The sequence below is a fragment of the Flammeovirga sp. OC4 genome (genome assembly GCF_000812565.1).
Lineage (GTDB): Bacteria > Bacteroidota > Bacteroidia > Cytophagales > Flammeovirgaceae > Flammeovirga.
The window spans coordinates 1-305 of sequence record NZ_JTAM01000214.1 but is presented as its reverse complement, the minus strand read 5'-3'; the positions used below and the strand labels follow the sequence as shown (position 1 = coordinate 305).

At 48.5% G+C, this 305-nt stretch carries 1 rRNA gene; it reads left to right on the top strand.

What is annotated here, in order from left to right:
* A 23S ribosomal RNA gene (locus PL77_RS30025) occupies nt 1–305 on the top strand; the annotation flags it as partial.

Genomic DNA, 305 nt, shown 5'->3' with positions numbered 1-305 from the left:
AAGTGGTAGGGGAGCATTCTAGCGAGGTTGAAGCCGTATGGTGATGTACGGTGGACTTTCTAGAAAAGCAAATGTAGGCATAAGTAACGATAAGGCAGGTGAGAAACCTGCCCGCCGATAGACCAAGGTTTCCTGGGCGACGCTAATCGTCCCAGGGTTAGCCGGGACCTAAGGAGATTGCCGAATGGCATATTCGATGGATATCAGGTCAAAATTCCTGAGCATCTTATATTTTCGATGGAGTGACGGAGTGATGCAGCATCTGCGTACTGACGGAATAGTACGTTGAATTGCGTACCTATAGG